Here is an 8,425-nt window from a genome sequence, read left to right as displayed (position 1 = left end):
ACTGGGTCGTGTCGTCGGGGAACATCGGGTACAGGCCCACATGCAGCTCGCGCTGGCCCGGTTCAGGCCGACTCAGGTGGCGGAAGATCACCTGGTCGGTGAGCGGGAAGAACGCCCGCTCGGCTTCCGACTTGCCCTTGTCCCAGGGGTTCTCCTCGGCCGGGCTCCATCCGGTCCGGCCGTTCTTCGCACTCACCCACCGGTTCGCGTACACGTCCGCGCGGCCGACGAACAGTGCGCGGAACAGGGCGACCTTGGCCTGCGGGGCGGAGGCCGCGTCGGCATAGGGCAGGCCACTGCCGTACGGCATCTCGGGCAATGTGAGCGGCGCCGGCCTTTCCGCCGCCGCGGGCCGCTCGGGCACGGTGTCGGGTGCCGGCATTCCGAGGCGATCCCGGAGCCGCCGGTTCTCCTCCGTCAGCTCGGCGATCTGCTCGAGCGCGACGTCGAGCCGGATCCGCAACTCGGCGGGGTCGTCCCAACCGGACCAGTCATCCACGGGTCAATGATCCAAAAAACCTGACCGGACCGCAGCCGATCAGGACATTTCCGCCCTCGTTTCCCTCGCTCTCCTGGTCCGGATGGCCACTGGAGGCATCGACTGGTGAAGGCTGCATCAGATGGGCACGATCCACGGGCGCGAGCGTGCTGTGCTGGGCGTGGAACGTCTCGCGCTGCGAGCCCCGCTCGCAGTCTGACTTCGGACCGGGTTTGTTCTGGCTCTCCGCAGGACCAGCGACCCGTGAGGTGCGCTGGTCCAGAACACCCACTCGGCAAGGTCCCAAGGTCCGCGACACCGGTACGGTCCACCTCATCGAGTGCGCCGACGAAGCGCTGGCTGCTCTCCTTGCGGGTGACCGCCGCCTGCGCGCCCTCTGCACCCGCCTCGGTGAGCTGCAGTTGGTCGTCCCCCGCTGAAAAGCTCCCCGCGTTCCGCAAAGCCCTGCTCGCTCAGGGCTACCCACTGGCCTGACCCGGACGGATCCGCTCCGGCTCCTGCAGGCCCTGATCGACGGCAGATGGCTGTGGCTGTCCGGGACGAGGCTGGGCATACTGAGCGCATGGAGACACGGGTGCGGTATGCGGAGATCCGGCCGTACACGGTTCCGGAGACCCTGGATGAGCTGGTCGGTCCGACGGACGGGGTCGTGGTTTTGCCGACCGCGTTGGACTGGACACCGAAGAGTGCCTACGACCTGTCGGATGACGTTGACCTGCGGATGCTCTATGAGACGGTCATCCGCGAGGCCATGCATGTGGAGGAGCTGCGGCAGTTCCTCGACCGCGTGCTTCTCTCAGCCGTGTGGCAGAGGCTGTGGCTTCCGCCGCGGGTGCGGCTGATGTGGGAGGGGCGCTTCCCGGAGCTGGCCCGCAGGGCTGCATAGTATTCGTCGGCATGGATCCGTTTCACTCCCGGCTCGCCCGTATCGGTCTTGGAGCCGCCGCGAGGTACGGCTTTGTCCTGGCCGGCGGGTATGCGGTGCAGGTGCACGGGTTTCTGGAGCGGCTGTCGGATGACGTCGACCTGTTCACGGACAACGCTGACCCGGTTGCCTTCTCCGAGGCAGTTGATGCGGTGGCTGCGGCGTACCGGGGGGTAGACCTGACCGTTGAGGTGGAGAAGTCCGGTGGGGTGTTCGCCCGGTTCGCGGTTACTGACGAACAGGGACACACGGCGAAGGTGGAGCTCGGGTGCGACTGGCGGGCTCGGTCGCCTGCTGTTTTGGAGATCGGTCCCGTACTGCACCCTGACGACGCGGTGGCCAACAAGGTGACCACGCTGTTCGGACGGGCCGCGCCGCGTGATTACCTCGATGTGAATGCCGCGCTTGCTTCCGGGCGGTACTCGGGTGGTCGGCTGCTGGAGTTGGCGTCGGAGCACGATGCTGGGTTCGATCCGCGCTATTTCGCCCAGGCGCTGCGGGCGGTCGACCGTTGGCCGGACCGGGAGTACGAGGCCTACGGCGTCGATGGTGGCCAGGTAGAGGCCATGCGCCGACGGCTGCGTGGCTGGGCTGCCGAGATCCTCGATGAACGGCTCGACGAGAGATGACCCAGCAGGCCCTGGCGCCAACTGGTGCGGGCTCTTTCACCGGTTATCGGCACTTCGGAGCAGGAGCAGGAGCAGGAGCAGGAGCAGGAGCATTGCGGCTGCCCTGTAGGAGGGTGACAATGGCGTTCCCGCCGACCGGAACACCTGTGGGTGTGGCCATGTGCGGCCACAGTGCGGCCGGACGCCTTTGGACGAGGTAATACAGGGCGTCACTGTAGAACTGTCCGTACGTGCTCTGATCAGGCAGAACAGCACACGGCGGCACGAGCCGGAACCAGCCGTCACGAACGCTCATGGTCTCGTAATGCGTAGGTCTCGGGTTCGAATCCCGAAGGCGGCTCTGAGGAACCCCAGGACTCACTCGCCGTGACCTGGGGTTTTTCTTTTTCTGCGGCCTCTGGGCTGTCCTTGGCCCCCTCGCGGGGCAGCATTCAGGGACCTCCGGTGGCCGGGCGGTGGCCATTTGTGCAGCGGGCGTGCAGCGGCGGTGGCCGGGGTGCATGTGAAGCGGGCTGAGATGCTGTCGGGTTCCTACAAAGCGCCTGGACGAGATCGGTGCCGGTCCGCAGCAGCCTCAGCGGCCTGGCTGATGCGGACCAGAAGCGGCCCGCCTCCGCCGTGGCTGGAACGAGCAGGAGGTGATCGGTGAGCCGGTCGTTTCTGGAAAGCGGGCTGGGCTGACCGAGCGGCTGGCGGCCGTGGTGCTCGCGGGAAGACCGGGTGTGGTCATCCAGATTTCTCCGGGGCGCCGCGAGCGTGCGGTTCGAATCCACGCAGCTCAGGAGCGGTCAGGGCGACCATAGCCGGTGCAACACCTGTGGTGCACGCAGGCTCTCAGATGTTCACTCAGAGGGTCCTAGGTTCACCATGGAGTCGGTCGCGGACGGCCTGGAGTTCGACTTCCTCGCGTTTCAGGGTCCGCTGGTGGAGGAGAGGGTCGCGGCGGTCCTCGATGCCCTGGCGCACGATCGCCGCCAGGGCGTCCGGCGGCAGGGCATCGGCCTGGGTGGTGGTGCCGGAGAATGAGCGCCGGTCAGCAGGCCGCAGGCGGCGACCTGCTCGGGAGTGACCGCGACGCATCCGGTGAGTCCGGAAGGGGTCTTTGCGGCTCTGGTCGCTCGGGGGGCCGAGCCTGTACTCGATAAGGAAGGCGCCTTCCCGCAGATTCCGCCGCCCTTCACGGTGCCGCTACGCTGCGCTCGCGAGCAGATACATTTAGTAAAGGAGCGGGGTGGCATGAGCGGAATCTCCTGGCCCGAGGATCCCAAGGTGTTCGAGAAGGGCATCGCGGTCCTGCTGAGCCTGTTGCACGTCGACGTACAGCGGATCGACGGTGCTGGAGGCGACGGCGGCCGGGACGCCCAGTTCACCGACGCCGACGGACTGCACGTCTTCGAGATGAAGTCCTTCACCGGACGGATGACCCCGCAACGCCGGCAACAGGTGGCGCAGTCCCTGAAGCAGGCCGCCACGCTCAACCCAGCCACCTGGACCCTGATCGTCCCGATCGACCCGACACCGAACGAGCTGGAGTGGTTCAAGACCCTGCGCGGGCGCTACTCCTTCGAGCTGACGTGGCGTGACACTGCCTGGATCGAAGCACGGCTGGCCGTGCATCCACAGGTCCGCAGGTTCTACTTCGAAGACGCCATGGCCGAGACCAACGGATTGCTGCGACAACTGGTCCGCGAACAGGCTCCGGTCGCCGATGTCGGCGAGGCCCTGGAGCGGATGCGCCGCATGAGTGCGCGGCTGACCGAACTGGAGCCCCACTACACCTTCAAAATGACGGTCGGACCAGGGCCGGACACCAGGGTGGAGATGCTTCCCGCCTACCCCGGCGCTGTCCGAGACAGACCGACCGGCTTCTGGCTGGCCTTCGCCGACACTCCCGAGGCCCAGGCCACCGCGCAGGCATGGGAGCGTGCCCTGGCATTCGGAGATCCGGTCGTCATCCCGGGCGAGCACCTCACCAACCTCAAGGTCACCGGGCCCGCAGTCGTGAACTTTCCCCCAGGACAACCAGGACCCGGGATGAGGCTTTGGTTGTCAGCCCACAACGTCCCAGCTGACCACGCGGCGCAGTTGGTGGTCGCAGACGGGCAGGGTCGCCGGGTGGCAGTGCTGGGTTTGCGCATGACCTCGCTGCGCGCGGGCACCCGGGGCGGTGTGCTGAGCGGCACCGACACCACCGGATCGTTCCAGTGTCAACTGAGGGTGGATCACAGCACCGGCCATCTGCAGGTCAGGCTCGAACTTGAGGTCGCCGACCGGCTCCGCCCCGCCGCCCGGCTTGACGTCGTCCGGTTCGCCGCCGCGCTGCTCCCCCATCACACCCTGTGCGTGATGCTGGCCGGTCAACCGTTCACCGAACCCCGGCCGGTACCTGTGCTGGACGGGGTGAACCAGCAGGCCGCAGCCCCAATAATCGAGCTGCTGGAACAACTGGTCACCATCGAACATCTGGCCGTCACCACCTTTGAACTGCCCAGTCAGATCCCCTCGCAGGACAAGGAAGCCATCCGCACGGCCCATGCCCTCCTCACTGGGCGCACAGCGGAAGTCATCCGTACGGTGACCGCCACCCTCGGCGCCGACGACACCCCCGAGAACCGCGAGCTCGCGGCCACCCACGGCCTGGTGCAAATCTCCGGAACCGAAGACGACTACCACGTGGAGATCCTCGGCCAGAACATCGCGACCGGGCCCGTCACCATCGAGTCACCCCCCTTGCAGGTCATTGACGCCCGCCCCACCGGCAGCGGGCTGGACCTAACCGTACGAAACGCCCCCGACCACACAGACAAACCCGTCCGCCTCACCCCCTGCCGCCCCACCGGGACGGGTGGGGGAGGTGACTGAGGACAAGTTCGGCGAACTCGTCCGGTGTCACGATGCGAACGTCGGGGTCTTCGGGCCTTGCGCTGGATCCGGGGCCCTCACCGGCAACGAGGAGGGAGGTGCGCTTGGAGACGCTGGAGGAAGACTTGCCGGCGGCGCGTTCGATCAGCTCGTTCATCTGGTTGCTGCTGATCCTGCTTCCTCGGCACGGGCAGCGCTCTCCGCAGCCTGGCCTCACACGGCGGGTGCTGCCGCCGGAGCGGGTGAGTCGCCGACGGTGATGCTCTCGACGGCCTTGTCGAGGTCGGCGGAGGGCAAGCCATCGGAGGGGACGAGGTACTTCTCTGGGAGCGGTTCGACCTTGAACTTTCATGTCCGGGCGGGGCCCGCATGCCGATGTCCCGGGTGATCACCGTGACCTGGCCGGAAGCGAGTACCTCTTGCAGGTAGACCGCGCGGGCCACGGCCTCGTTGTCGTTGTTGGACAGCCGCTGGTGCCCCAGTTCATCGACCAGGACCTCCAGCGTGGCTCCGTCGTCAGCTCGGCATAGCCCTGGTGGTCGATTTCGTCTTGGAGGTGCTCCAGCAGCCGGTAGACCCGCGCGCCCGGGTGCGGCTTTTGTCGCTGGCGCGACCTCGTAGAGCTGGGCCCATCACCGCTGAGGGCACCATCTTCGCGGCGATGCCGTGCAGCAGAAACTGCCGAACCCCCGTCAGGACGTTCCCGATCCAGGCCGGCTCACGCACCGGCTCAGCCCCCGGCCCCGGGTAGACCAGACCGCTGCCCATCGGCCGGTCGACGCCGGTGGTCTCCGTCGAACCGAAACTTCAGCCAGACGACGAACAGTCCCAGCTCGTCTGCCGCCACCCGCCAGTCCCGGCCGGTCCGGGCGCACCAGCGAAGGAATAGCGCGATGTGCCCGGCGTACGCGTCGTCAGCTCGGCCTGGTCCTTGCTGAATCGGACGTGCCGAAGGAAGGCGTCCGCGTCTGGCACCACGATGAAGTCCTCGTCCACCACCGTCCAGTACCGGACTCCGGACGGCAAGCTGTACAGGAAAGGCCCGCAAGGGTCTCCTCCGATCTCTTCTGCAACATGTCGCAGCGATCACGACAGCCCCAGAGACGCGGGGAAGAACCCCAGTTCACACCACCAGCGCAGCGTCACACCACACTCAACGGAAGCCCGGGAGAACCCGCGGGGGCGCAACGTGCGTTGTCCCGGGCCGCGATGGAGCCGCCGCGCGGCGAGCCGGCCACAGGGGCGCGACCTGCGCTGTCACACTGTGCGATGGTGATGAGGTCGGCCAATTGGCATAAGTGATGCCTCACATGCCGGAGCCCCGGCCAGATTCCTGCTGGCCGGGGCTCCTTGCTGCCTGGTGGTAGTCAGGCGGTGCGTTCGTCTTCTGCTGGGCTGCCCTTGCGGGGCGGGATCATCCGGGGCCTGCGGGTGCCGGTGACCGGTTCTTGGTCCTTGACGACGGAGAGGGTCTTGCGGGTGTGCGGGACGAGCTGGGTGATCTTCTCGGCGGCGTCGCGGGCGAGGTCGTCCAGGACGGACTGGTAGGTGTCGCGGGTGATGCGAGTGTCGGAGTGGCCGAGGGTCTCGGAGACGACCTTGACGTCGACCCCGGCCGCGAGCATGAGCGTAGCGGCGACGTGACGAAGATCGTGAAGGCGGATCGGCGGCAGGCCGGCGGCGTCCACGAGACGCTCGAAGAGGTCGCTGACCTTGCCGGGATGGAGCAGGGAGCCGTCCTCCTGGGTGAAGATCCGGCCGGACTCCTGCCAGCCCTCGCCCCAGACTTCCCGTTCCTGCTCCTGACGGGCTTTGTGGGCGAGCAGGAGCTGGTGCGTCTCGTCGTCGAGGGCGATGAGACGGACGCCGCTGTCGGTCTTGGGTGCGCCTTCGTGGACCTCCCAGTTGTCCTGGACGAGCTGGGTGGCGATGGCCAGGGAGCGGGCTTTCGCCGAGTGGTCCTGCCAGCGGACGCCGCATGCCTCGCCGCGCCGGGTACCTCGGAAGGCGATGAGCCGCCAGAACAGGTACAGGCGGTCGTCGGCGACCGAGTCGAGGAACCTGGCTGTCTGTTCGGGGGTCCAGACCATGACCGGTGAGGGCTTCTCGCCGGTCTCCTGCCAGCGGGCGATGCGCTCGTCGCTCCAGATGATGGCCTTCGGTTTGGCGCCGGGCAGCAGCTCGACGTGGGCGGCGGGATTGAAAGCGGGCATGACCTGCTGGGCGATGGCGACGTTCAGCGCGGCGCGCAGGGTGTCGCGGATATGCGGCTGGGTATTGAGGCCGGTGATCCGGCGGAAGGGCGGCATGGCGTCGAGTTGTGCCTGCAGCCACTTGCGTCGCGCCCGGTTCTCCGCGCCCTTCCATGGGGTCGCGTTGAGTTCGCCGCGAACCGAGCGGCGCTGGGTGTTCTGCTCCTGGATCTCGATGTTGCGCTCGTTGATCGCGTTGAACATCGCGTCGACGTGGTGGACGCGCAGCTTGTCGAGCCGAAGGTGGCCCAGGTGCGGCTTGAGGTGGACCCGGATATCCAGCTCGTAGCGGGTGGCCCCGCCGCGCCGCAGGCGTTTGCGGCCAGTGAGCCAGGTGTCGAGCCATTCCGCCACGGTGGTCTTCGAGTTGAGGGTCTGCCCGGTCTTGAACCGGCGGCGGGTCTCGTCGTAGTCCGGGACGGGGTCCTTGTCCTTGACGCAGTTCTCCAGGAGGTCGCTGATCTGGGTCTTGCCCCAGGCGTCGTCCTCCTCGGGAATAGCCATGAGGGCGCGAACCTTGTCCAACTCCTCCTGGGCCTTGGCGGAGGTCTCGAAGCCGCCGCGACGAAACCGCCTTCGGCGGCCGTCCTGTGCGGGGTCGAGTTCCTGGGCGGCGGTCCAGGTGCCGTGTCGTCGGGAGGACTTGAGCTTGGGGCAGGAAGTGCCGTACTCCTTCTTGGTCTTCGGGTCGGTGCAGCGGCACCGCCGTATGAGGTTGCCGTTCTTCACTCGTTGTCCTCCGGGTGGGTCGGTGTTTCAGGCTGGTCGACGAAGGCCAGCTCGTCGGGCAGAGCCGGAGGTGCGAGGTCGCGGTCACGCATCCGGCCACGGAACGCGCGCAGTTCCTGGCAGTCCTCGAACGCGTGCTCCTCGTAGCCCTCGGCACGCTGTAGGAGGGTGGCTCTGCGGGCCCGGTCCAGGGTGGTGCTCGCCGTGCGCCGCCGCTCCCTGGCCAGGGCGTGGGAGGACATCGCGGCGGCCACCAGGTCACCGTGCTGGCGGAAGACGTCGAGGACGTCCCGGGCGGTGCCTTCGGGGGCGGGGCCATCCATGGGCGACTCGCCGGTGAACCACGCGACCGCGTCCCAGGTGGACACTTCCCGGCCCGGGAGGACCTCGACCGTGGCCGAGGAACCGAGTGGGAAGAGGAGAGTCACTGGCGGGACGCCCAGGACGTCAGCCAGGACGACGAGGTCCGCGACGGTGATGCTCGTCTTGCGCCCGGACTCCAGGTTCTTCATGGAGTGCTCGGTGAACT

At 67.5% G+C, this 8,425-nt stretch carries 8 protein-coding genes and 1 pseudogene; 5 read left to right on the top strand and 4 right to left on the bottom strand.

Going from position 1 to position 8,425, the window contains the following annotated elements; translation table 11 throughout:
- Positions 1 to 499, bottom strand: a 499-nt coding sequence (locus RB628_RS38430) for a TOTE conflict system archaeo-eukaryotic primase domain-containing protein (RefSeq protein ID WP_318325288.1), incomplete at its 3' end; no start/stop codon positions are given.
- Positions 500 to 747: 248 nt separating this feature from the next.
- On the opposite strand from RB628_RS38430, the gene RB628_RS38425 reads away from it, so the two are divergent.
- The 5 genes from RB628_RS38425 to RB628_RS38405 all read left to right on the top strand — a co-directional run bounded on the left by RB628_RS38425 (position 748) and on the right by RB628_RS38405 (position 4,915).
- The gene (locus RB628_RS38425; protein WP_318325287.1) at positions 748 to 918 is read left to right on the top strand and encodes a hypothetical protein; all 171 of its coding nucleotides are present in this window, start codon (positions 748 to 750) and stop codon (positions 916 to 918) included.
- A gap of 143 nt (positions 919 to 1,061) precedes the next feature.
- On the top strand, positions 1,062 to 1,385 hold the full coding sequence (locus RB628_RS38420) for a hypothetical protein (RefSeq protein ID WP_318325286.1): 324 nt from the start codon (positions 1,062 to 1,064) through the stop codon (positions 1,383 to 1,385).
- Between the two features lie 11 nt (positions 1,386 to 1,396).
- The gene (locus RB628_RS38415; protein ID WP_318325285.1) at positions 1,397 to 2,053 is read left to right on the top strand and encodes a nucleotidyl transferase AbiEii/AbiGii toxin family protein; all 657 of its coding nucleotides are present in this window, start codon (positions 1,397 to 1,399) and stop codon (positions 2,051 to 2,053) included.
- An 867-nt stretch (positions 2,054 to 2,920) separates the two neighbouring features.
- Complete coding sequence (locus tag RB628_RS38410; protein ID WP_318325284.1) at positions 2,921 to 3,079, top strand: hypothetical protein; 159 nt, start codon at positions 2,921 to 2,923, stop codon at positions 3,077 to 3,079.
- 39 nt (positions 3,080 to 3,118) lie between these two features.
- Positions 3,119 to 4,915, top strand: a complete 1,797-nt coding sequence (locus RB628_RS38405; RefSeq protein ID WP_318325283.1) for a hypothetical protein — start codon at positions 3,119 to 3,121, stop codon at positions 4,913 to 4,915.
- Here RB628_RS38405 and RB628_RS38400 read toward each other — a convergent pair.
- The 3 genes and pseudogenes from RB628_RS38400 to RB628_RS38390 all read right to left on the bottom strand — a co-directional run.
- Positions 4,872 to 5,090, bottom strand: a pseudogene (locus tag RB628_RS38400) (BRCT domain-containing protein); the annotation flags it as partial. The gene RB628_RS38405 and the pseudogene RB628_RS38400 overlap by 44 nt on opposite strands.
- 1,192 nt (positions 5,091 to 6,282) lie before the next feature.
- A complete protein-coding gene (locus RB628_RS38395) occupies positions 6,283 to 7,896 on the bottom strand; it encodes a tyrosine-type recombinase/integrase (protein ID WP_318325282.1) in 1,614 nt (537 codons plus the stop codon).
- Positions 7,893 to 8,425: XRE family transcriptional regulator (locus tag RB628_RS38390; RefSeq protein WP_318325281.1), on the bottom strand; the 533-nt coding region annotated here is incomplete at its 5' end. The genes RB628_RS38395 and RB628_RS38390, both read right to left, overlap by 4 nt.

The organism is Streptomyces sp. ADMS (genome assembly GCF_033441795.1).
Classification (GTDB): Bacteria; Actinomycetota; Actinomycetes; order Streptomycetales; family Streptomycetaceae; genus Streptomyces.
This window is presented reverse-complemented; position numbering and strand designations above follow the sequence as displayed.

Bases quoted from the DNA above. Each gene is read 5' to 3' on its own strand.
- RB628_RS38420 (WP_318325286.1), top strand. From the start codon at position 1,062: ATGGAGACACGGGTGCGGTATGCGGAGATCCGGCCGTACACGGTTCCG.
- RB628_RS38415 (WP_318325285.1), top strand. From the start codon at position 1,397: ATGGATCCGTTTCACTCCCGGCTCGCCCGTATCGGTCTTGGAGCCGCC.
- RB628_RS38410 (WP_318325284.1), top strand. From the start codon at position 2,921: ATGGAGTCGGTCGCGGACGGCCTGGAGTTCGACTTCCTCGCGTTTCAG.